Source organism: Ornithinimicrobium pulveris, from assembly GCF_050261105.1.
Taxonomy (GTDB): Bacteria; Actinomycetota; Actinomycetes; order Actinomycetales; family Dermatophilaceae; genus Ornithinicoccus.
Genome location: NZ_CP189837.1, coordinates 785,244 through 808,386, shown reverse-complemented (window position 1 = coordinate 808,386; position 23,143 = coordinate 785,244). Strand labels below are relative to the sequence as shown.

Annotated in this window: 16 protein-coding genes and 1 pseudogene; 7 read left to right on the top strand and 10 right to left on the bottom strand. The window is 70.8% G+C overall.

The genetic code is table 11. From position 1 onward, the window contains the following. Positions 1-80 precede the first annotated feature (80 nt). The 5 genes from ACQBAT_RS03695 to ACQBAT_RS03675 are packed head-to-tail and all read right to left on the bottom strand — an operon-like array spanning position 81 to position 4,981. The gene (locus tag ACQBAT_RS03695; protein ID WP_420746637.1) at positions 81-752 is read right to left on the bottom strand and encodes a DUF1345 domain-containing protein; all 672 of its coding nucleotides are present in this window, start codon (positions 750-752) and stop codon (positions 81-83) included. A 52-nt stretch (positions 753-804) separates the two neighbouring features. Next, positions 805-1,989: a tRNA 2-thiouridine(34) synthase MnmA gene (gene mnmA, locus ACQBAT_RS03690; RefSeq protein WP_420746636.1), complete on the bottom strand. Its 1,185-nt coding sequence runs from the start codon at positions 1,987-1,989 to the stop codon at positions 805-807. Beyond that, positions 1,989-3,194, bottom strand: a complete 1,206-nt coding sequence (locus ACQBAT_RS03685; protein ID WP_420746635.1) for a cysteine desulfurase family protein — start codon at positions 3,192-3,194, stop codon at positions 1,989-1,991. Before ACQBAT_RS03685 ends, mnmA begins: the two co-directional genes overlap by 1 nt. Next, a complete protein-coding gene (locus ACQBAT_RS03680) occupies positions 3,194-4,153 on the bottom strand; it encodes an electron transfer flavoprotein subunit alpha/FixB family protein (protein ID WP_420746634.1) in 960 nt (319 codons plus the stop codon). Before ACQBAT_RS03680 ends, ACQBAT_RS03685 begins: the two co-directional genes overlap by 1 nt. A 36-nt stretch (positions 4,154-4,189) precedes the next feature. After that, entirely contained in the window at positions 4,190-4,981 is a 792-nt protein-coding gene (locus ACQBAT_RS03675; protein WP_420746633.1) for an electron transfer flavoprotein subunit beta/FixA family protein, read from the bottom strand. 98 nt (positions 4,982-5,079) lie between these two features. Between ACQBAT_RS03675 and ACQBAT_RS03670 the strand changes: the two genes are divergently transcribed. Continuing rightward, positions 5,080-5,520 (top strand): Imm63 family immunity protein, encoded by a 441-nt coding sequence (locus tag ACQBAT_RS03670; protein WP_420746632.1) that lies wholly within the window; start codon positions 5,080-5,082, stop codon positions 5,518-5,520. A gap of 57 nt (positions 5,521-5,577) precedes the next feature. Here ACQBAT_RS03670 and ACQBAT_RS03665 read toward each other — a convergent pair whose 3' ends face one another. The 3 genes from ACQBAT_RS03665 to ACQBAT_RS03655 are packed head-to-tail and all read right to left on the bottom strand — an operon-like array spanning position 5,578 to position 7,513. After that, complete coding sequence (locus ACQBAT_RS03665) at positions 5,578-6,330, bottom strand: hypothetical protein (RefSeq protein WP_420746631.1); 753 nt, start codon at positions 6,328-6,330, stop codon at positions 5,578-5,580. Between the two features lie 47 nt (positions 6,331-6,377). Next, positions 6,378-7,160 carry a hypothetical protein gene (locus ACQBAT_RS03660; protein ID WP_420746630.1) on the bottom strand — a complete coding sequence of 261 codons (783 nt, stop codon included), beginning with the start codon at positions 7,158-7,160 and terminating at the stop codon, positions 6,378-6,380. Beyond that, positions 7,160-7,513 carry a PadR family transcriptional regulator gene (locus ACQBAT_RS03655; RefSeq protein WP_420746629.1) on the bottom strand — a complete coding sequence of 118 codons (354 nt, stop codon included), beginning with the start codon at positions 7,511-7,513 and terminating at the stop codon, positions 7,160-7,162. Before ACQBAT_RS03655 ends, ACQBAT_RS03660 begins: the two co-directional genes overlap by 1 nt. Positions 7,514-7,746: 233 nt before the next feature. On the opposite strand from ACQBAT_RS03655, the pseudogene istA reads away from it, so the two are divergent. Next, positions 7,747-9,282 (top strand): annotated as a pseudogene (gene istA, locus ACQBAT_RS03650) (IS21 family transposase). A gap of 68 nt (positions 9,283-9,350) precedes the next feature. After that, positions 9,351-10,058: an IS21-like element helper ATPase IstB gene (gene istB / locus ACQBAT_RS03645; RefSeq protein ID WP_427197774.1), complete on the top strand. Its 708-nt coding sequence runs from the start codon at positions 9,351-9,353 to the stop codon at positions 10,056-10,058. 650 nt (positions 10,059-10,708) lie between these two features. Here the strand turns inward: istB and ACQBAT_RS03640 are convergent. After that, positions 10,709-11,509: an enoyl-CoA hydratase/isomerase family protein gene (locus tag ACQBAT_RS03640; protein ID WP_420746816.1), complete on the bottom strand. Its 801-nt coding sequence runs from the start codon at positions 11,507-11,509 to the stop codon at positions 10,709-10,711. Continuing rightward, on the bottom strand, positions 11,506-12,129 hold the full coding sequence (locus ACQBAT_RS03635; RefSeq protein ID WP_420746817.1) for a hypothetical protein: 624 nt from the start codon (positions 12,127-12,129) through the stop codon (positions 11,506-11,508). The genes ACQBAT_RS03640 and ACQBAT_RS03635 overlap by 4 nt, the downstream gene beginning before the upstream one ends. 57 nt (positions 12,130-12,186) lie before the next feature. On the opposite strand from ACQBAT_RS03635, the gene glgX reads away from it, so the two are divergent. Genes glgX through glgB form a run of 4 tightly spaced genes read left to right on the top strand, consistent with a single transcriptional unit; the run spans position 12,187 to position 23,140 of the window. After that, on the top strand, positions 12,187-14,427 hold the full coding sequence (glgX, locus tag ACQBAT_RS03630) for a glycogen debranching protein GlgX (protein ID WP_420746818.1): 2,241 nt from the start codon (positions 12,187-12,189) through the stop codon (positions 14,425-14,427). After that, positions 14,424-16,520 carry a maltotransferase domain-containing protein gene (locus ACQBAT_RS03625; RefSeq protein WP_420746819.1) on the top strand — a complete coding sequence of 699 codons (2,097 nt, stop codon included), beginning with the start codon at positions 14,424-14,426 and terminating at the stop codon, positions 16,518-16,520. The genes glgX and ACQBAT_RS03625 overlap by 4 nt, the downstream gene beginning before the upstream one ends. A gap of 9 nt (positions 16,521-16,529) precedes the next feature. Continuing rightward, positions 16,530-18,245 carry a maltose alpha-D-glucosyltransferase gene (treS, locus tag ACQBAT_RS03620; RefSeq protein ID WP_420746820.1) on the top strand — a complete coding sequence of 572 codons (1,716 nt, stop codon included), beginning with the start codon at positions 16,530-16,532 and terminating at the stop codon, positions 18,243-18,245. Further along, entirely contained in the window at positions 18,245-23,140 is a 4,896-nt protein-coding gene (gene glgB, locus ACQBAT_RS03615) for a 1,4-alpha-glucan branching protein GlgB (RefSeq protein WP_420746821.1), read from the top strand. The genes treS and glgB overlap by 1 nt, the downstream gene beginning before the upstream one ends. Positions 23,141-23,143: the final 3 nt, after the last annotated feature.

Here is a 23,143-nt window from a genome sequence, read left to right as displayed (position 1 = left end):
CTCAGGTCGGCTGCCCGACGGTGCCGCCGGGACCGCTCCAGGGTAGTGCGGGCCGACCCACCCGAGGCTGACCAACACGCTCAGCCCAGGCTGACCAGGACGCTCACCACCCCGGCGAGCACCACCGTGTTGAACAGGAAGGCGAGGGCTCCGTGGCCCGCGACGAGCAGCCGAACCGCTGAGGTGCGCACCTGCACGTCCGTGGTGCCGAAGGTCGTGCTCGTGGCCATCGAGAGGTAGGCGTAGTCCACCGCCGACCGCGGCCCCTCCCCCGGGAACTCCAGGCCGCGATAGCCCGACCGGACGTCGGCGAGGAGGTAGGCCACGGCATACGTGGTCGCCATCGTCAGCCACGCGCCGACGATCAGGACGACCGACAACCCGATCATCCATGGCTCCCCGAGCGTCCCCTCGCCCACCCGGACCTGCTGGGGCAGGTAGAACAGCCCGACCGTCACCGCCAGGAAGGCGACCGCCACCGCGACCCCGGGACCGGGGCGGGTGGGCGCCACGAGCTGGACCCACCAGGGCGCGCGCTCGGTGCGCTGGGCCCACCGTTCGACGATGCGCCACGGAGCGTGCCGGAAGGTCTGGACGGTGAGAACCACATACGCCCACAGGTAGCCGGCGATGGTCACGAAAAGCAGGTCGAAGGAGTCTTGGTCGGGCGCCGCCCGCACGAGCAGACCGACCATCAGGCTGAGCAGAAAGCCGATGCCCGCGGCCAGCAGGCCACGCCGCACCTCCGGCACCCAGCTCGCCCAGGTGATGCTGCCACCCGCGCCCAGAATCGGCGCACGGCGCTCATGCGCGCTCGCGAGGCCGGCGCCCCGAGCCGCTGATCGTGGCCGAGCCGATCACCCGGCTGCCGTCATAGAGCACGACGCTCTGCCCGGGCGCGACGCCGCGGATGCGCTCGGCCAGGTGGACGACCAACCGCTGTCTCGGTATGTCGTCGCTCCCCCCGGCCTGCCCGCGCCGGTTGTCGTCGATCTCGACGTTCTCGTCGATCTCGACCCGGGCGAGGGCGGGGTACTCCTCGCCGTGGGCTCGGATCTGGGCGCCGACGCGCAGTTCCTCGCCGGGTGTCGGCGCCGGCCCCGCCCAGCGGAGGTGGTCACCCTCGATGAGGTCGACCCCCAGCAGCTGCTCGGGACCGACCACGACGGTGTTGGTGCGGGTGTCGGTGGACACGACATAGCGCTTGGAGCCGTCGGGCGGCGGGACCTTCAGCCCCAGGCCACGCCGCTGCCCCACGGTGTAGCCGTGCGCGCCGCCGTGCTGGCCGAGCTCGTTGCCCTCGTGGTCCACGATCGGGCCGGGCTCGGCGCCGAGGTGGGCGGCCAGGAAGCCACGGGTGTCGCCGTCGGCGATGAAGCAGATGTCGTGGCTGTCCGGCTTCTTGGCGATGGAGAAGCCGCGCTCCTTGGCCTCGTCGCGGATCTGCGGCTTGGTGGTGTCGCCGAGCGGGAAGAAGGCGCGGGCCAACTGCTCCTCGTCCAGCACGCCGAGCACGTAGGACTGGTCCTTGGCCATGTCGACCGCGCGGTGGAGCTCGCGGCGGATCCCCTGCGGCGCAGCGGGATCGGGGTGCTCCACGATCTGCGCGTAGTGGCCGGTCGCGACGGCGTCGAAGCCGAGGGCCAGGGCCCGGTCGAGGAGGGCGGAGAACTTGATCTTCTCGTTGCAGCGCAGGCACGGGTTGGGGGTGCGACCGGCGGCATACTCGGCGAGGAAGTCCTCGACCACATCGGCCTTGAACCGCTCGGCCATATCCCAGACGTAGAACGGGATGCCCAGCCGGTCGGCGACGCGGCGGGCATCGCCAGCGTCCTCGATGGTGCAGCAGCCGCGGGCGCTCTCCCGCAGGGTGGCGGCGGACTGCGCCAGGGCCAGGTGCACCCCGACGACCTCGTGCCCGGCGTCCAGCATCCGGGCCGCGGCCACCGCCGAGTCCACTCCCCCGCTCATCGCGGCGACGACGCGCATCAGGACGCCGCCCTCGCGCGTCGGGCGCGGTCGAGCACCTCGGGCAAGGCGGTCAGGAAGGCGTCGACGTCGGCCTCGGTCGAGGTGCGCCCGAGGGTCAGCCGGAGCGCGCCGCGGGCCAGGTCCTCCGGCACGCCGCAGGCGAGGAGCACGTGGCTGGGGCGGGTGACCCCGGCGGTGCAGGCCGACCCGGCCGAGCACGCGATCCCGGTGGCATCGAGCAGGTAGAGCAGGGCATCGCTATCCGTCCCCGGGATCTGCAGGTGCGCGTTGCCGGGGAGTCGGTGGGTGAGATCGCCAGGCTCCCAGGGCCCGCTCACCCTGATCGTCGGATCGATGTCCAGCGCGCCGCTGATCAGGCGGTCGCGCAACCCACCGACCCGGGCGGCGTGCTCGCGAAGGTGGGAAACGGCATACCGGACGGCGGTGGCGAGGCCGGCCACCCCGGCCACGTTGAGCGTGCCGGGGCGCAGGCCGCGCTCCTGTCCGCCGCCGCGCTGGGCGGGGGCGGGGGTCTGGTCGCGGGCCGCGAGGAGGAGCCCGGTGCCGACCGGGCCGCCGATCTTGTGGCCGGTGAGAGCGACGAGGTCGGGCGCGCTGCCACGACCGAGCCCGGCCAGCGGCAGGTCGACCTGGCCGAGCGCCTGCACCGCGTCCGTATGCAGTGGCACGCCCAGTCCGCGCGTCACCTCCGCGAGCGCCGGGATGTCCTGGACGGTGCCGATCTCGTTGTTGGCCCACATCACCGAGGCGATGGCGACATCGTCGGGCCCGCGGTCGCCCCGGAGCGCCTCCTCGAAGGCGGCCGGGGTGATCACGCCGTCGGCGTCCGCCTCGATCCAGGTGACGTCCGCACCAGCTGTGGCGACGAGGTGCTCGACCTGGTCGAGGACGGCGTGGTGCTCGAGCGCGGTGGTGACGATCCGGGTGCGCGCGGGGTCGGCGGTGCGGCGGGTGTGGAAGGTGCCGGTGACTGCGATGTTGTCGGATTCGGTGCCGCCGGAGGTGAAGATGACCTCGGTCGGGTGGACGTCCAGAGCGTCGGCGATGTCCTCACGGGACTCCTCGACGGTGCTGCGGGCGCGGCGACCGGGCCCGTGCGTCGAGGAGGGATTGCCGAGGCGCTCCAGCTCCCGGACGACGACCGCCACGACCTCGGGCAGCACCGAGGTCGTGGCGGCGTGGTCGAGATAGGCCGTGGTCATCAGCCCTTGCGCTGGTTGACCGCCTCGGTCGCCTGCGGCAGGACGGCGAAGAGGTCACCGATGACGCCGTAGTCGACGAGCTCGAAGATCGGCGCCTCCTCGTCCTTGTTGATCGCGACGATCGTCTTGGAGGTCTGCATGCCGGCGCGGTGCTGGATCGCACCGGAGATGCCAGCGGCGATGTAGAGCTGCGGCGAGACCTGGACACCGGTCTGGCCGATCTGGTGGGAGTGGGGGTACCAGCCGGCGTCGACCGCGGCGCGCGAGGCACCGACGGCGGCACCGAGCGAATCGGCAAACTGCTCAACGGGGCCGAAGTCACCACCGGTGCCGCGCCCGCCGGAGACCACGATCGCGGCCTCGGTCAGGGACGGGCGGCCGGACTGCTCCTTGGCGGTGCGGCCGGTGATCCGGGCTGCCTTGGCACCCTCCGAGACCTCCACGGAGACGGTCTCGACGGACGGCGCGCCGCCACCAGTCTCCTCGGCGGAGATGCTGTTGGGCTTGACCGTGATGATCGGGCTGCCCTTGCTCACCTGGGCGGTCACGGTGTAGTTGCCGGCGAAGACCGACTGGGTGGTCTGGACGCCGCCGTCACCGGCCGTGACGTCGACCGCGTCGGTGATCAGGCCGGAGGAGGTCTTCAGCGCCAGGCGCCCGGCGATCTCCTTGCCGTCATTGGTGGAGCCGATCAGCACTGCGGCGGGGGTGCGCTGCTCGACCAGCTGCGCCAGCAGCTCGGCGACGGGAGCGACCAGGTGGTCGGTCAGGGCGGCATCGTCGGCGGCCAGCACGGCCGTGGCGCCGTAGCGGCCCAGCTCCTCGGCGCCACCCTCGGCACCGGCACCGACCCAGACAGCCACGGGCTCACCCAGACGAGCCGCGGCGGTGAGCATCTCGAAGGTCGACTTACGGACCTGCCCGTCGACGTGGTCGACCAGAACAAGCACTTCACTCATGTCGTTCTCTCTCTTCCGGTATGTCGTGTGGGCGGCTCAGACGAAGCGTCGGGACGCGAGGAACTCGGCCAGGGAAGTACCACCCTCGACCTCGCCGTCGCGGACGACCTCACCCTGCTGGCGCGGGGGCCGGGCCTCGGTGGAGACCACGGTGCTCCAGGCGGCGTCCAGGCCGACCTCGGAGGGGTCCACGCCCAGGTCGGCGAGGGTCCACTCCTCGACCGGCTTCTTCTTGGCGGCCATGATCCCCTTGAAGGAGGGGTAGCGCGGCTCGTTGATCTGGTCGGTGACGGACACGACGGCCGGCAGGCTCGCCTCGATGGTCTCCGTCTGTGCCTCGTTGTGCCGCACGATCGACACCGAGCCGCCCTCGACGGTGAGCTCGGTAGCCCAGGTGACCTGCGGCATACCCAGACGCTCGGCGAGCATCGCCGGGACCACGGACATGACGCCATCGGTCGAGCCGAGCCCGGTCAGGACCAGGTCGACGGGCGTCTCGCTACCGATCTTCTCGATCGCCTTGGCGAGCACGAGCGAACTGGCGACGGCGTCGGAGCCGGCGATGGCCTCGTCGTTGATGTGCACGCCCTTGTCGGCGCCCATCTGCAGGCTCTTCTTCACCGCGGTGACGGCGTCGTCCGGACCCATGGTCAGGACGGTCACCTCACCCTCGCCCGCCTCGACGATCTTGAGGGTCTCCTCCACGGCATACTCATCCAGCTCGGAGAGCAGCCCGTCGACCGCCTCGCGGTCGGTGGTGTGGTCGGCCTCGAAGGTGCGGTCGCCCTGGGCGTCCGGCACGTACTTCACACAGACGACGATGTTCACGTGTCACGTCCTCGTGGTTGGGGTGCAGTTGCCCCCATCCTGTCACTTGACGCGAGCGTCAACAAACCTGTCGACCAACCTGGGCTAGCGTCACTGGCGTGGCGTACGACATCACACAGGAGCCGCCGCGGGTGGTCGAGGCGGACCGGCAGATCGGTCGGTCCGTCGAGCGGCTGCGGGAGATCAGCGGCCAGGACGTCCAGCACGCCATCCGCACCTGGTGGTTCGGGGAGGTCTACTTCGGTGAGGAGGACGGCGTGCTGTTCCTGCGCCACCACGAACGCGGTCAGCGCGTGCTGGACGAGCGCTTCGCCACAGTCGGTGAGCTGGTGGAGCACGTGGTCGCCCTGCAGGCGCGCTGGGCGGCGCAGCGGTATGAGTCGGAGCACAGACGTGAGGGGGAGGACTCCCGGAGGCAGTGGTTCACCCTCCTGGCCCGGTGGCTGGACGCGCTCGACCCTGCCTGGGGCAGGGCCGAGCGGGAGCGGCAGGCCGCGATCCTCGAAGTGAACCCGTTCGTGGACGACCGGGAACGCTGAAGCGCCGGCGTGCAGAACGCCGGCGCTTCAACGCATTCTCGGATGATCGCGCTTCGATCAGGCGAAGAGCGTGGGGATCCAGGTGATGACGAGGGTGATGACGGTGGCGAACGGGAGCATCAGCGCGGTGAGCACCGCGGTGCTGGTGTTCTTCTTTGACTCCCCGGGGGCGACAATCTCGTCCTGGTCGTGGCGCCCGTCGCGGTAGGTGAGGACGCTGCTGATGCTGAGCAGGGTGACGCCGATCAGGCCCAGCAGGATCGGGGAGACGGTGAAGAGCGGCTGGGTCAGCAGCAGGGTCGGCAGCGCGACCAGAGCTCCGAAGAGAAAGAAGGAGGCCACCAAGACCAGCCAGACGTGGTCCATGATCGCCCGTACTAGCTGAGCGAAGCAGGCGGTGATCAGCCCCATCAGCCCTAGCAGGACACCGGCGGAGACCACATCGCCCACGGTGATCCGGAGCGGTCCGCCGTCCAGCCAACCACCGAAGGCTCGGGCGGTGACGAACAGGCCGAGCAGGCCCAGGAGGTTGGCCACCACGAACAGTGGCGTGACCGGCCAGCGGCTCGGGTCACCCTCAGGCGCGAGCTCCCGGGCGTAGGCGCGGGGGTCACCGAAAGCGTCCTGGGCGCTCTCACCGGACTCGGAGACATGCGTCTCGACGGTCATCAGCGCATCGCCGATCGTCGGTCCGTCGACGTCACGCAGGCGCAGCTCGAGGATGAAGTCGTCACGCCAGTGCTTGTCGACGCTGGGGGCGATGGATCCGGGGTCGGCGAAGAAGCCGTTGGGGTTCTTGGTGTCATTCATGGCTGGCCCTCAGGTGAGGTGGGTGGAGGAAGCGGGCGGGGCGTGGGTCAGAAGAGGATGGAGAACAGCCAGCAGCCGGCGATCAGAAGCAGGGTGAGGATGACCGGGATGAAGGCCGTCACCGCCCGGCCGCCGCCAGAGGAGCGGGGCGCCTCGCCGGGACCGACGACAGCGTCACTGCCCTCGGTGCGCAGGTCACTCCAGTTGATGAGGGCGGAGCTGCCCAGGAGGACGACAGCCAGGGCGGCACCGCCCCAGATCGGCAGGGACAGCAGCTCGCGCTGGGGCAGGTACATCACCGCGCTGGCCAGCGCGAAGGGGACCACGAAGAGCAGCACGTAGGTCCACGGCCGCTCCTGAAGCATGCGCAGGATCGGGCGGGCGAACGCGAGGAAGCCCAGCAGGACGCCTGCTCCGACCCCGACCGTGAGCAGCTCGGCGCTGCCGAGGCTCAACCGGCCACCGTCGAGCCACTGCACAAAGGTGAACAGGGCGATGAGCATCCCGAGCAGACCCAGGCCGTGACCCAGGACGGTGCGGGCCGTGATCGACCAGGCGGGGCCGCTGCCGGACTCAGCGATGCTGCGCGCGTACTCACGCGGCTCACCGAAGGCCTCCTGCGCGCCCTCCCCGGACTCGGCGAGGTGGCTGTCGATCGTGACGAGCGCGTCACCGATCCGCTCCCCCGGCACCGCCTGGAGCGTGAGCTCCTCCACGAAATGGCGGGCCCAGGTGCGGTCCACGTGGGGCGCGAGTCGGATGGGGTCCCACTGCGAGCTGCCGGGGCGAGTCGTGCGCGTCTTGGCCGATCGGTCCTTGGTGCTGTTCATCATGCCCTCCCAGAGATGGTCGCGGCGCCGTCGGTCAGCGCCCGCGTGGTGGTGGTGAAGTCGACCCAGGCAGTCGCCTGCTCCTGAGCCGCGTGCCGCCCCTGCTCGGTGAGGGCGAAGTATTTGCGGCCAGGGCCGCCGTCGCCGGGTCGCCAGTCGACCTCGACGTGACCGGCCTCCTCGAGACGACCGAGGAGCGGGTAGAGCGTGCCGCCCTTGACCGTCCCCAGACCTGCCTCACCGAGGCGCTGCGTGATCGCGTAGCCATAGCTGGGCCCGTCGAGCAGGATGCGCAGCACGCACACCCCGAGCACTCCGCGCAGCCACTCGCTCGGCCACTGTTCCGTGTTCATGACTAGATCGTATATCTGACTAGTCAGAGAAGTCAACTAGTTAGCCCAACAACTTCTCCACCGAACGCGCGTGTCCATGGCCGTGGCAAAGTCCCCACTGGTGGCCACGTGAGGTCCCCGCGGGTGGCCAAGTAAAAGTCCCCACCCTCTGCTCGTGTCGTCCATGAGCTGAGCCCCTGGACGGTGAACGGTGGCGGTGTCTAGCCAGTCACCACACCGCCCAGGGAGCTCCATTGAAGAACATGAGGGAAGAGTTGGACATCATCACCGCCTACAACATGGTGGGCACCTACCGCGGTGCCGCAGAGATCTGCGGCACCACCCACAAGACCGTCAAGCGCGTCGTGCAGCGTCACGCCACCGGGGAACCGCGCCCGGTCAGGGCACCGCGGCCGGCCAACTACGAGGACGTGCGCGGCCTCGTCGCAGCCGGTGTCGACACGGCCAAGGCGCGGATCAGCGCCAAGCGGTTGCTGCCCACGGCCCGCGCGGCCGGGTACACCGGCTCGGCCCGCAACTTCCGCCGCCTGGTGGCCGAGGAGAAAAAGGCCTGGCGTGCCAAGCACGGCCGGACCCACCGGCCGGCGTCCTGGTCCCCGGGTGAGCACCTGGTCATCGACTGGGGCGTGATCGCCGGCGTGCACGTCTTCGCCGCGGTACTGGCCTGGTCGAGGTTCCGGTTCGTCCGCGCTTCGCCGCTGATGAGAAGGCCGCGACGACGATGGCCATGCTGGCCGAGTGCTTCGAGGTCCTCGGCGGTGTCCCGAAGGTCGTCCTCGCCGACCGGATGGGCTGCCTCAAGGGTGGGGTGGTCGCCAACCGTGTCGTGCCCACGGCCGAGTACGTCCGGTTCGCCACGCACTACCGGTTCCGGCCCGACTTCTGCGAGGCGGCCGACCCGGAGTCCAAGGGCATCGTCGAGGCCTTGGTCCGCTACGGCAAGGACGACCTCGCCCGGCCGCTGCTGCTCGAGCACGCCCAAGGGCTCGACGGTGAGGAGCAGGCCGCGGCTGCGCGGATCCTGGCCGACCTCGCTCGCGCCAACCAGCGCGCGGCCGAGTGGTGTGCGGAGGTCAACGCCGCGGTCCACTCAGAGATCGCCGCGGTCCCGAACGAGCGGCTGGCCAAGGAGGTCGACCTGCTCACCGAGCTGCCCTCGCTGCGCCCGGTCATCGGGCCGGCACCGGCGACCCGCAAGGTCGACAAGCTGTCCACGATCCGGCTCGGCTCGGCGCGGTACTCGGTGCCGAACCGGCTCATCGGCACCCAGGTGGGCGTGGTCGTCGACGGCACCCGGGTGCTCATCCTCGACGTCGGCACCGGCGAGGTCCACGCCGCGCACCCGCTCACCTCGCCGGGTGAGGCCTCGGTGCTGGACGAGCACTACGGCGGTGCCCGCCCGGCGGTACCGGTGCGGGCGATCCGGCCGCGCAGCGCGGCGGAGGTCGCCTTCTGCGCGCTCGGCCCGGCCGCCGAGGCGTTCATCGCCGGCGCCGCCGGCGCCGGACACACCCGCCTCGGCCCCGAGCTGGCCGAGCTGAACACCCTGGCCGCCGCCCACGGCCACGCCGCGATGGTCGCCGCCCTGGAGCGAGCAACCGCGTTCGGGCGGTGGCGCGCGGCCGATGTCCGCTCGATCCTGGCCGCCGGCACCGGGGTCCCCACCCCGCGCCCGGCCGGTGACGCCCTCGTGCGTGCTGGACCTGCCCACGAGTACGGGACGCTCGCTGGCCGAGTACGCCCCGGCCACCAAGGCGGTGTCCTCGTGAGCGCATCCACCCCGCCGGTGCTGGACGCGGACCTGACCGCGGGGCTGCGCCGGCTGAAGCTCGCCGCGATGCGACAGCTCGCCCCCGAGCTGCTCGTCACGGCCAAGACCCAACGCTGGTCTCCCGAGGAGGTGCTGCGGGCCCTGGTCGAGGCCGAGATCACCGCCCGCGACGCCTCCAACGAGCGAGCACGCCTCAAGGCCGCGGCCTTCCCGGTGCTCAAGACCATCGAGGACTTCGACCTGGCCGCGTCCTCGATCCCCGCGCCGACGTGGGCCTACCTCACCAGCCTGGAGTGGATCCGTGCCAAGGAGAACGTGGCCCTGATCGGCCCGGCCGGCACGGGCAAGTCACACACCCTCATCGCACTGGGTCACGCCGCCGTCCTCGCCGGCCACCGGGTCCGGTACCTGACCGCGGCCGACCTCGTCGAGACGCTCTACCGCGGCCTGGCCGACAACACCGTGGGCAAGGTCATAGAGGTGCTGCTGCGCAACGACGTCGTCCTGGTCGACGAGATCGGCTTCGCCCCGCTGGACGACACCGGTGCCCAGCTGCTGTTCCGGTTCGTCGCCGCCGCCTACGAACGCCGCTCCCTGGGCATCGCCTCGCACCACTCCTTCGAGGACTGGGGCAGATTCCTGCCCGAGCACACCACCGCCGTCTCGATGCTCGACCGGCTGCTGCACCACGCCACCACCGTCGTCACCAACGGCCAGTCCTACCGCATGCGCCAAGCCCGTCAACGCCGAGGAGGTGAGCACATCAGTCAGTGATCAACCCCGCAGAGGGTGGGGACTTCCACCTGGCCAAAACCGGGGACTTTGGAGTGGCCGTTGACACGCGCGGCACGTCGCCCCAGGCGCCCACCGAACGCGCGGCAGGTCGGCCCAGGAACCCACCGAACGCGCGCCAGGTCGGCCCAGGCGCCCACCGAACGCGCGGCACGTCGCCCCAGGCGCCCACCGAACGCGCGGCACGTCGCCCCAGGCGCCCACCGAACGCGCGCCAGGTCGGCCCAGGAACCACCGAACGCGCGGCACGTCGCCCCAGGCGCCCACCGAACGCGCGGCAGGACAAGCCACCAGCTGCCGCGTGGTCACCCAAACGTGCACAACGCAGCATCGGTGTACAAAAGCGCAGGTCAGTGCCCACCGCCGCCTCGTTGTGCACGTCTGAATGCCCGGCGAGGGAGGGAGCGCCGCGACGAATGTGACTCACGTGAACGGTGGTGTTCCTGACGGATCGCACCGCCACACGCAACGACCGGACGCGTGGAAGGCACGCGTCCGGTCGAGGTGAACGCGTGCACAGCACGCGTCCGGTCGAGGTGAACGCGTGCACAGCACGCGTCCGGTCGTGGTGAACGCGTGCACAGCACGCGTCCGGTCGGAAAGGGGGGTGGTCGGAAAGGGGTGGGGTGGGGTCAGCGGCCTTCGAAGCTGGCCTTGCCCGGGCCCTCCTTGACGAAGGACGTCATCCCGATCTCGCGGTCCTTGGTGGCGAAGACGCCGGCGAACTGCATGGCTTCGATGGCCAGGCCGGTCTCGAGGTCACCGTCCAGGCCTCGGTCGATGCACTCCTTGGCGGCGCGCAGCGCGAAGGCGGGGCCGTGCACATAGCGCTGGGCCATCTCCAGTGCGGTGGCGTAGGCCTGGCCGGGCTCGGCGACCTTGTCCACCAGCCCGATGGCGTGCGCCTCCTCGGCATCGATCATCCGCCCGGAGTAGACGAGGTCCTTGGCCCGGCTCGCGCCGACCAGCCGCGCCAGCCGCTGGGTGCCGCCAGCGCCCGGGATGACGCCCAGCAGGATCTCGGGCTGGCCGAGCTTGGCATCCCGCGCGGCGACCCGGAAGTCGGCACACATCGCCAGTTCGTTGCCAGCACCGAGCGCATAGCCCTCGATGGCGGCGATGACCGGCTTGGGGATCCGCGCCACCTGGCTGAAGCACTCCTGGATGATGCTCGCGCGCTGCACCATGTCGGTGTAGCTCATCCGCTGCATCTCCTTGATGTCCGCTCCCGCTGCGAAGACCTTCTCACCGCCGTAGATCACCACGGCCGCGACCTCGTCATCGGCCGTGACGATCCGGGCAGCCTCGGCGAGTGCGTCCTGGACCTCGATCGACAGCGGGTTCATCTTGGGCCGGTCGACTCGGATGGTGGCCACGCTCGCGTCGACCTCGACGGTGACGTAGGAGCTGGCCGTCTCCACGGTGCGGCTCATGCCTGGTCGCGGTTCTGGTCGTCGCCACCCTGCGCGGCGCCATCCTGCGCGGTGCCCTCGGCCCGGCCAGCCTGCTCGGCCGCCTCAGCCTCACCCTTCGGGCCGACGGACAGCCACGGGCCGACCTCGGTCCCCTCGGGGGCGTCCTCGGGCAGGGTGACCTCTTCGCCCGCCTCGCGCTGGGCCTTGGCGATCACATTGCGGTGCCACAGCGGCAGCGCCTGCAGGATCAGGCCGATCGCAATCTGCAGCTTGGCCTTCGGGTTCTCCCGGCGGGTCACGATCTGCTCGACCGAGAGCACCAGGTTGCCGTTGGCGATGCCGCACTTGACCAGGTTCACGCCGAGGCTGACGTCATTGCAGCCGTTCAGCCGGGTGAACAGGTCGTCCGGCACAGTGTTCGCGATCTGCCACTGCCCGAAGGCCCGCATGATGTCGAACTGGTCGCCCTCGATCACCTTCACGAACAGCTTCTGGCCGCTGGCCTGAATCGCGACGTCGCCCTGGGAGTCCAGGTTCGGCTGCATGTTGAGGTCCTGGAGGGCATCCAGAACCCTCCCGGTGAGCGGGTGCTCCTCGGGCGGGGGCGGGAAGTTGGGCAGGGAGGTGGGATCGGTCATACCTCCAACGTACCTGCCTCTCCGCACAGCGCACATCCGCCCTTATTCTTGCTGGCCATGGCGCCGCCGATCCGTCCTCGTCGCAGCACTGACACCCCGCCGCCGCTCGGCTTGACCCGTGGTGCCCACGGGACCGAGATCGCTGTGGTAGCCCGGCACGCCACCGCTGTCGAGCTGTGCATCCTCGACCCCGCCGGCGGCGAGCGTCGTCGCGAACTGGGGCGCACGGCATACGGGATCTGGTGGGACGAGGCCCCCGAGCTGACCCCGGGCACCCGCTACGGCTTCCGCGTGCACGGCCCGTGGGCGCCGGCCGAGGGCCACCGCCACAACCCCCACAAACTGCTCCTGGACCCGTATGCCGCAGCGATCGCGGGCGAGGTCACCTGGGCTCCGGAGGTGTGGGGGCATGTCGTCGATCACCACGGCCACGGCGACCCGGAGACCCCGGACACGCGCGACAGCGCCCCCTACGTGCCGCACGGGGTGGTCGTCGACCAGGCCTTCGACTGGGACGGCGACGAACTGCCGGCGGTCCCGTGGACCGACACCGTCCTCTACGAGGCGCACGTGCGCGGGCTCACAATGCGCCACCCGGAGGTCCCACAGGAGCTGCGCGGCACGTATGCCGCCCTCGCGCACCCGGCCGTCCTGGACCACCTCACCTCGCTCGGGGTGACCACCCTCGAACTGCTCCCGATCCACACCTCGGTCTCCGAGCCCGCTCTCGTGCGCCAGGGTCTGCGCAACTACTGGGGCTACAACACGCTCGGCTTCTTCGCCCCCCATGCCCAGTATGCCGCAGCCTCAGACCCGCAGGGAGTCGTCGACGAGGTGAAGGGGGCGGTGAAGGCGCTGCACGCGGCCGGGATCGAGGTCGTGCTCGACGTGGTCTACAACCACACGGCCGAGCAGAGCGCCTGGTCCGGCCCGACCCTGTCCTGGCGCGGTCTGGACAACGCCACCTACTACCGGCTGGACGCGCGGGGAAGCGACATCGACGTCACCGGGTGCGGGAACACCGTCGACCTGCGCGAGCCCCTCGTGGCCAGGATGGTGCTGGATTCCCTGCGGCACTGGGTCGAGGAGTTCCACATCGACGGCTTCCGGTTCGATCTGGCGCCAGCCCTGGCCCGGGGACGCGACGACGCCTTCGACCGGCAGCACGCCTTCCTGGTGGCGCTGCAGACTGGCCCCGTCCTCTCGCGGGCCAAGCTGATCGCCGAGCCGTGGGACGTGGGTGTCCACGGCTGGCGTACGGGACAGTTCCCCGCGCCCTTCGCCGAGTGGAACGACCGCTTCCGCGACACCGTCCGCTCCTTCTGGCTGGCCGACGTGGGCCGCCAGCTGCACGGGCAGCCCGGCCACGGGGTGCGGGAGCTGGCGACCCGGCTCGCCGGCTCGGCCGACCTGTTCAGCGCCGATGACCGGGGGCCGATCGCCTCGGTCAACCTGATCACCGCCCACGACGGCTTCACCCTGGCCGACCTCACGGCATACGAGCACAAGCGCAACTATGCCAACGGCGAGGAGAACCGGGACGGCCACAGCGACAACCGCTCCTGGAATCACGGGGTGGAAGGGCCCACCGACGACCCGGCCGTCCTCACGGCCCGCAACCGCTCCATCCGGAATCTCGCGGCGACCACCCTGCTGTCCACCGGGGTGCCGATGCTGCTCGCCGGGGACGAGTTGGGCAACACCCAGGAGGGCAACAACAACGCCTACTGCCAGGACAACCAGATCGCCTGGCTGAACTGGGACCTCAAGCCCTGGCAGGAGGAGGTGCTGGCCGACCTGCGCGAGCTGATCGAGCTGCGGCGCGAGCTGGGCCTGCTGCGCACACCGGAGTTTCCGCTGTATGAGGCGCGCCCGGGTCGCACGCGGCTGCGCTGGTATGACGAGTGGGCCGGGATCCTGGACGAGGGCGAGTGGCGCAACCCGTGGCGGCGCACGGTGGTGGCGGCCTACGACACCCTGCACGAGGCAGGTGCTGGGCGCAGCGCGGTCGCCCTCGTCCTGCACGGTGGTCCGGACCGGATCGAGGTGGTGGCACCGAGGCTGGAGGGGCTCGCGGGATGGCGGGTGCGGTGGTCCAGCGACCCGGACGTGGGGCTGGTGCTCCCCACGGATTCGACGGCGGATGTGACGGCGGATGTGACGGCCGATTCGGCGACCCGGAGGGAGCCCTGGGAGGAGTTGGCGCCCGGCGCCTCGCTCGCCGTCGGCGCGACCAGCGTGACGGTGCTGCTCGGGCTCCCGACACCGGGGCCGGAGACGGTAGCGTTGACGACGTGACCGAGCACTCGACCACACCAGTTGCCCCTGACCAGTCCGAGGCCGATCCCCGCGGCGTCGACACCTCCGCCCTGCGACTCTTCGGCCAGCGGCCGCTGGGCCGCATCCCGGTCCTCGATGTCCAGCCCATCGTCGACGGTGGCGATCGGCCGACCAAGTCGGTCGTCGACGAGCAGTTCGTCGTGGGGGCGACCGTCTTCCGGGAGGGTCACGACGCGGTGAACGCCACCGTCGTCCTGGTCGACCCCGACGACGTCGAGCACCACGTCCCGATGAGCCAGACCAACCCAGGCCTGGGCCAGTGGCGCGCGCTCGTGCACGCCGACCGCGAGGGCCTGTGGAGCTTCCGGGTCGAGGGCTGGTCGGACCCCTACGGCACCTGGCTGCACGACGGCACCGTCAAGGTCGAGGCCGGGGTGGACGTCGAGCTGATGCTTGAGGAGGGCGCGCGCGTCCTGGAGCGAGCGCTCGATGAGGTCGAGCGACCCGAGGAGCACCGGACCGTGCTGGAGGAGGCCATCTCCCGGCTGCGGTCCAGCTCGCTGCCGGCGCACGAGCGCCTGCAGGCGGGCACCGCCTCCCCGGTCCGTCAGGTGCTGGCGGCCGCGCCCCTGCGCGACTACGTCACCCCCAGCCGCACCTACCCCTGGTGGGTGGAGCGCAAGCTCGCCCTGACCGGTGCGTGGTACGAGATCTTCCCCCGCAGCGAGGGCGCGACCCGCGACCCGGAGACCGGGCTGTGGACCACCGGCACCTTCCGCACGGCGGCCGAGCGTCTGCCCGGGATCGCCGCGATGGGCTTCGACGTGGTCTACCTGACCCCGATCCACCCCATCGGTGAGACCAACCGCAAGGGCAAGAACAACACGCTCACCACCGAGGAGCACGACCCCGGCTCCCCCTACGCGATCGGGGCCGCGGAGGGCGGGCACGACGCCCTGCACCCCGACCTGGGCGACTGGGAGGACTTCGACGCCTTCGTGGCCCGGGCCGAGCAGGAGGGGCTGCAGGTGGCGCTCGACATCGCCCTGCAGGCCTCCCCCGACCACCCGTGGGCGAGCGAGCACCCCGAGTTCTTCACCACCCGCGCCGACGGCACGATCGCCTACGCGGAGAACCCGCCGAAGAAGTACCAGGACATCTACCCGCTCAACTTCGACAACGACCCCGCGACGGTCTACGCCGAGGTCCGCCGGGTGGTCCAGGTGTGGATCGACCACGGCGTGACGATCTTCCGCGTGGACAACCCGCACACCAAGCCGGTCGAGTTCTGGCAGTGGCTGATCGCCGATGTCGCCGTGGACCACCCCGAGGTGATCTGGCTGTCCGAGGCCTTCACCAAGCCGATGATGATGCGCACCCTGGCCAAGGTCGGCTTCCAGCAGTCCTACACCTACTACGCCTGGCGCAACACCGCCGCCGAGCTGAGGGAGTACGTCACCGAGCTGGCCACCGAGACCGCGCCCTACATGCGGCCCAGCTTCTGGCCGACGACCCACGACATCCTCACTCCCTACATGCAGCAGGGCGGGATCACCGCGCACCTCGTGCGCTCCGCCCTCGCCGCGACCCTGGTGCCCACCTACGGCATCTACGCCGGCTACGAGCACGTCGAGCACGTCAACCGGCCGGGCGCCGAGGAGCACATCGACAATGAGAAGTACGAGTACAAGGACCGCCGCTGGGGCCAGCACGTCCCTGGCCGCGACGACCTGACCGGCTGGCTCACCCTGCTCAACCGGATCCGGCGCGAACACCCCAGCCTGCACTGGCTGCGCAATGTCACCTTCCACGACGCCGAGGACGAGAACGTCCTGGTCTTCTCCAAGCACGGTGGCGGCGCCGGCGACGGCTCGCACCAGGACACGGTCCTGGTGGTGGCCAACCTGGACGCGCATCAGGTCCGCTCGACCCGCCTGCACCTGACCGTCCCGGCGCTCGGCCAGGGCCTGGGCTGGTCCGACGGCTTCGCCGTGCACGACCTGGTCACCGGCGCCCGCTGGGCCTGGGACCGCAACCCCTTCGTGCGCCTCGGCCCGGGCTATGGCCACGAGCCGGTGCACATCCTCCACGTCACCCCCCACACCCGCTAAGGAGCACGGATGCGCGGTCTCAACCTGCACCAGCCCGGACTTCGGAACGACCCCGACTGGTTCCGCAAGGCGGTCTTCTACGAAGTCCTGGTCCGAGCCTTCGACGACTCGACCGGCTCGGGATCGGGTGACTTCACCGGGCTGATCAACCGGTTGGACTACCTCCAGTGGCTCGGCGTGGACTGCCTGTGGCTGCCCCCGTTCTACGCCTCGCCGTTGCGCGATGGTGGCTACGACGTGGCCGACTACACCGCGGTCCTGCCCGAGTTCGGCACCCTGCCCGAGTTCCAGGAGCTGATCTCCCAGGCGCACGCGCGCGGGATCCGGATCATCACCGACCTGGTGATGAACCACACCAGTGACCAGCACCCCTGGTTCCAGGCCAGTCGGTCCGACCCCGACGGCCCCTACGGCGACTTCTACGTCTGGTCCGACACCGACGACGCCTACAGCGACGCCCGGATCATCTTCGTGGACACCGAGACCTCCAACTGGACCTTCGACGCCGTGCGTCGCCAGTTCTTCTGGCACCGCTTCTTCTCCCACCAGCCCGACCTCAACTTCGAGAACGAGGGCGTGCAGGAGGCGATGTTCGACGTCGTCCGGTTCTGGATGGACATGGGCATCGACGGCTTCCGCCTCGACGCCGTGCCTTACCTCTTCGAGGAGGAGGGCACCAACTGCGAGAACCTTCAGCCCACGCACGACTTCCTCGCCAAGCTGCGCGCGATGGTCGACGAGGAGTACCCAGGTCGGGTGCTGCTCGCCGAGGCCAACCAGATGCCGGCGGAGGTCGTCGACTACTTCGGCACCGAGGACGCCCCCGAGTGCCACATGTGCTTCCACTTCCCGGTCATGCCGCGCCTCTACTACGCCCTGCGCGAGGAGAAGGCCGAGCCGATCATCCGGGTGCTGGAGGAGACCCCCGAGATCCCGGCCGGGACCCAGTGGGGCACCTTCCTGCGCAACCACGACGAGCTGACCCTGGAGATGGTCACCGCCGAGGAGCGCTCGGCGATGTACGGCTGGTATGCCCCCGACCCCCGGATGCGCGCCAATGTCGGCATCCGGCGCCGCCTCTCCCCCCTGCTCGACAACTCCCGCAGCGAGATCGAGCTGATCAACGCCCTGCTCCTGTCCCTGCCCGGCTCCCCCTGCCTCTACTACGGCGACGAGATCGGGATGGGCGACAACATCTGGCTCAACGACCGCGACGCCGTGCGCACCCCGATGCAGTGGACCCCGGACCGCAACGCCGGCTTCTCCTCCGCCGACCCCGGCAAGCTCTACCTGCCGGTGATCAGCTCGCTGGTCTACCACTACAACAACGTCAACATAGAGGCCCAGATGGCCAGCAGCTCCTCGCTGCTGCACTGGACCCGCGGGATGCTGCACGTCCGGGCCAGCCACGAGGTCTTCGGGCTCGGGGAGTACCTCCCCTGCGAGGCCGACAACGACACCATCCTCGCCTTCGTCCGGGCCCTGCCCGAGGATGACGCGGCCGAGCGGGACGGCCACCCGGCCGTGCTCTGCGTCAACAACCTCTCCTCGCGCCCGCAGGCAGCCCGGATCACCCTGCCCGACCGCTTCGCCGGGGCCGATGTGACCGATCTGTTCGGCGGCGCCGGCTTCCCGGACGTCGGCGAGGACGGGACGATCACCCTGACACTGGGCTCCCGCGACTTCTTCTGGCTCGGTCTGACCCCTCTGGAGGAGGAGAACTGATGGCCACCTTGTCCCCTGTTTTCGAGGACTTCCTGCCCGCCTGGGTCAGCGCCCAGCGCTGGTTCCGCGGAAAGTCGACCGGCAGCGCACCGCGCCTACGCCGGATCGCCGCGATCCGGTGGGAGGACCCGTTCGGCGAGGTCGGCCTGGAGGACCACCTCCTCGTCGACGAGTCCGGGCCCGAGCCGATCGTCTACCAGGTGCCGCTCTCCTACCGCGCCGAGCCGGTGGACTTCCTCGCGCACGCGCTGGTGGCCACCACCGAGCACAGCGAGCTGGGCACCCGCTACGTCTACGACGCGACCCACGACCCGGTCTTCGCCCAGACCCTGCTCACCCAGATGTTCCAGGGCGGCGACGTTCCCTCGGCCCACGCCAGCCGGGTGACCGAGGACGACCACGTCCCGGCCCTGCGCAGCGCGCGGGTGCTCAGTGGCGAGCAGTCCAACACCTCGATCATCATCGACACCCACGACGGCGCCGCGCCGATCATCGTCAAGCTCTTCCGCGTCCTGCACTCGGGCGAGAACCCGGACGTGACCATCGGATCGGCGGTCGGGCGCTCCGGCAACCGGATGGTCCCCGCCCCGATCGGGTATGTCGAAGGCCGGTGGCCGCAGGTCGACGGCACCGAGGCCACGGGTCACCTCGCGTACGCGCAGGAGTTCGTCGCCGACACCCAGGACGCCTGGCGCACCGCGCTGGAGGCGGCCCGCTCCGGCACCGACTTCGCCGACCAGGCCCGCGGCCTGGGCCAGGCGACCGCGTCGGTGCACGGCGTGCTCCGGGAGGCCTTCGCCACCCAGGACGCTGACTCCCCCGCCCGCGCCACGCTGGTCGACCAGATGCGCCGCCGCGCCGAGGAGGCCTTCGCCGAGGTCCCCGAGCTGGCCGACTACCGGGAGGCCGTGGAGTCCACCTACGCCGAGCTCGAGCATCTCGAGCTGCCCGCGCTCCAGCGCGTCCACGGCGACTACCACCTGGGCCAGGTGCTGGACGCCGGGGAGCGCGGCTGGGTGCTGCTGGACTTCGAGGGTGAGCCGCTGCGCCCCCTCGAGGAGCGCAACCGACCCGACCTCGCCCTGCGCGATGTCGCCGGCATGCTGCGCTCCTTCGACTACGCGGCCGCGAGCGCCGCGATCGAGAGCCAGGGCGAGGATGCGGCGCGCGAGGCCGAGCACTCCGGCGACGCGCTCGACCCCGATGCCTGGGCGTCCTCGGCCCGCGCCGCCTTCCTGGAGGGCTACACGACCAGCAGCGGGGAAGACCTGGATGCCGCCGACAGCCGCCGGGTGCTCGATGCGCTCGAGCTGGACAAGGCGCTCTACGAGGTTGTCTACGAGGCCCGCAACCGTCCGTCCTGGGTCCCGATCCCGGTCGCTGCGGTGCAGCGCCTGGTGACCGGTGGTCAGGGTGGCCGGCACCGCAGCGGCGAGCAGCGGGCTGGCGCAGGCGCCCAGACCGCGCCCCCGACGGCCGCGGATTTCGGGGTCACCTCGCAGGTCGGGGACGCCTCGTTGCACGACCTGGACCCCGCTGTCACCGGCCCCTCGCACGACGACCCCGAGGTCGATGAGTCGGTCTACCTCGGCACCGCCGGGGAACCGGGGAGCGTGGACGGCGCCACCGACGCCCCCTCGTGGGGCCGTGGTCCCGAGCAGAGCACTGACGCGCCGTCCGAGCCCGAGGGGTATGGCGTTCCTGACCTCGCCGACATCCCCGCCACCGGGACCTCGGCCGGGATGCATGACCCCGTGCTGGCCCCGGCCCAGATGGTGAGCGGGCTCGAGATCCCCGAGGACTCGCCGCCGAGCGCAGCTGAGGATGCCTCCGACCGCGTTGCGCTCGGGGACGTCGCCGGGCAGCCCGACGACGCAACCGACCGCCCCGGACCGACCGATGGCCAGACCCCCGACGCAGCCAGCGGCCAGCGCCGCGGAGCCAGTGGCTCGAGCCCCGGTGCCCCGGTGCCGCCGCCCGAGGAGATGGTCCGCGCCTTCGCCGAGCCCGGCCCGCGCGACGGCGAGGGCGAGGCACCGCCGCCCTCCGTCGATGCCGCCGAAGCTCCGCTCGTCGCTCGCCGCTACCCACCGGCCAGTGGCCGCGCCCCCCGCCCGGACGAGTTCGGCGACCCGACCGCCGACCGCGATCGCGCCTGGCAGGAGGCCCACTTCTCCGACGCGGTGGTCACCGGAGGACTCCCCGACGGGGTTTCTCCCCCGGTGCGCCGGGTCCTCCTGGACGCGCCGACCGAGCCACCCGCACCGCATACCAGGCCGTTGGACCTGGAGGAGGCGACCGACGTCGTCCACGGGCTGCACCGCAACCCGCACACGATCCTGGGCGCGCACGCGCACCAGGGCCACATCACCATCCGCACCGTCCGCCCGGACGCGGACGCCGTCACCGTGCTCCTGGCCGACGGCCGCGAGATCCCGATGCGACCGGAGACCGGCGGCATCTGGGTGGCCGTGCTGGAGGGCGAGCAGGTCCCGGCCTACCGGCTGCGGTTGGACTCCCTCGGCCGACAGCAGATCGTCGACGAGGCCTACCGCTACCCCGCCACGATCGGTCAGCGCGACCTGGAGCTGATCGCCCGCGGCCGCCACGAGGAACTGTGGAAGGTCCTCGGCTCACACGTGATGTCGCTGCGCGACGACATGGGCGAGAGCACCGGGACGCGCTTCTCGGTGTGGGCGCCGAACGCCCTCGCCGTGCACGTCATCGGTGACTTCAACGGGTGGGACGGCGCCAGCCACGCGCTGCGGGTGCACGAGCCCGCGGGCGTGTGGGAGCTGTTCGTGCCCGGCGTCGAGGCGGGCGCCCACTACAAGTTCGACATCACCGGCCCGGACGGCACCCGCCGCGCCAAGGCCGACCCGATGGCGCGCGCCAGCGAGGTGCCGCCCTTCAACAACTCTGTGGTCACCAGCTCCAACCACCGGTGGAGCGAGGGCGACGCCGCCTGGATGCAGCGTCGCGCCGAGAGTGATGCCCACCACGGCCCGATGAGCATCTACGAGGTGCACCTGGGCTCCTGGCGTCAGGGGCTGAAGTACGAGCAGCTCGCCGACCAGCTGGTGCCCTACGTCCAGGAGATGGGCTTCACGCACGTCGAGCTGATGCCGGTGATGCAGCACCCCTACGGCCCTTCCTGGGGCTATCACGTGACCGGCTACTACGCGGCGGACAGCCGGTTCGGTCACGAGGACGGCCTGCGCTACCTGATCGACCGGCTGCACCAGGCCGGGATCGGCGTCATCCTGGACTGGGTGCCCGGCCACTTCGCCACCGACCCGTGGGCCCTGGCCCGCTTCGACGGGACCGCGCTCTATGAGCACCCGGACCCGCGCAAGGGCTGGCACCCGGAGTGGGGCAGCTACATCTTCGACTACGGCCGCCCCGAGGTCCGTAACTTCCTGGTGGCCAACGCCACCTACTGGCTCGAGGAGTTCCACGCCGACGGGCTGCGCGTGGACGGTGTCGCCTCGATGCTCTACCTGGACTACTCCCGGCAGGACGGCCAGTGGATCCCCAACCGCTACGGCGGCCGGGAGAACCTGGAGGCCGTCGAGCTGCTCCAGGAGACCAACGCCACCGCCTATCGTCGCAACCCCGGCGTGATGATGATCGCCGAGGAGTCCACCTCCTGGCCGGGCGTCACCGCTCCGACCGACGAGGGCGGCCTGGGCTTCGGCTTCAAGTGGAACATGGGCTGGATGCACGACACCCTCGACTACCTGGGCCAGAACCCGTATGCCCGGGCACGGCACCACCACGCGCTCACCTTCGCGCTGGTCTACGCCTACTCGGAGAAGTACATCCTGCCGATCAGCCACGACGAGGTCGTCCACGGCAAGGGCTCGTTGGTTCGCAAGATGGCCGGGGACACCTGGCAGAAGTTCGCCACCACCCGCGCCTTCCTGGCCTACCAGTGGAGCCACCCGGGCAAGCAGCTGCTCTTTATGGGCAGCGAGTTCGCGGCCTCCCGCGAGTGGGCGGACGGCGGCTCGCTGGACTGGGCGCTCACCGAGCAGTCCGGTCACGGCGGCGTTCAGCGCCTGGTGCGGGATCTGAACCGGCTCTACGACGAGCACCCCGCCCTGTGGCAGATCGATCACCACGAGGACGGCTTCACCTGGCTCAACGCCAACGACGCCGGTCGCAACCTCTACTCCTACCTGCGGTGGGGCAACGAGGGCGAGGACGGGCTGCGGCCGGTCGTCGCGGTGTTGGTCAACTTCAGCGGCATCCCGCACGAGGGTGTGCACGTCGGCCTGCCCTACGGCGGCCGCTGGCGCGAGGTCCTCAACACCGACGCGGAGGTCTACGACGGGTCCGGCGCCGGCAACATGGGCTCTGTCCAGGCGTATGACGTCGCGCACCAGCACCAGCCCTACTCCGCCCTGGTGACGGTCCCGCCGATGGGTGCGGTGTGGTTGGTTCCCGAGGACCTCACCTACCAGGGTGGCGTCGCGGACGGCGAGACCGAGCCGACCGCAGAGGAGTCGGACGCTGCCGACGATCTGGACATCGAGGACTCCGAGCCGGCCGACGAGGACGGCGACGAGGACGAGGTGGCGAGCGACGCCATACCGGACGGGACGGTGGCCGACGCGAGCACCCCCGAGGTGGGGATGCCCGCGGTCCAGGACGAGGTCGAGGAGGTGGACGGTGGGCAGGTCTCCGCCGTCGACAGCCTCAGCGCGTTCGCGGCCGAGGCCAGCACCGAGGAGATCCCGACCGCGAAGGCCGACACCGATGTGCCTGGCTCCGAGCTCGACCAGGACGCGCTGGCGCAGGAGGCCGGGCGCGAGGAGCGCGCGGCCGACGAGGCCGCCGAAGCCGACGAGCCCGACGACGAGCACCACCAGAACGAGACCACCGAGCGCTGAGAG